Consider the following 290-nt stretch of genomic DNA (forward strand, 5'->3'; position numbering starts at 1 on the left):
GTCCAGGCCGAAGGTGTCGACCAGCTCCATCGGGTCGACCACATTGCCGACCGACTTGGACATCTTCTCGCCCTTGTAGTTGACGAAGCCGTGCACGAAAACCCGCTTCGGCAGTGCGATTCCGGCGCTCATCAGGAACGCGGGCCAGTACACGGTGTGGAACCGCGAGATGTCCTTGCCGATGATGTGCAGATCCGCGGGCCAGTACTTCTGGAACGAGGCCGAGGAGGTGTCGGGGTAGCCCGCGCCGGTGAGGTAGTTGGTGAGCGCGTCCACCCACACGTACATGA

1 protein-coding gene is annotated in these 290 nt (G+C 62.4%); it reads right to left on the reverse strand.

The window, feature by feature from the left end; genetic code table 11:
• The coding region (locus ACIRS4_RS38370) for a class I tRNA ligase family protein (protein ID WP_404204930.1) at positions 1–290 on the reverse strand (290 nt) is incomplete at both ends.

Origin of the sequence: Streptomyces sp. NPDC101166 (assembly GCF_044768125.1) — a bacterium.
In the GTDB taxonomy this organism is placed as follows: domain Bacteria; phylum Actinomycetota; class Actinomycetes; order Streptomycetales; family Streptomycetaceae; genus Streptomyces.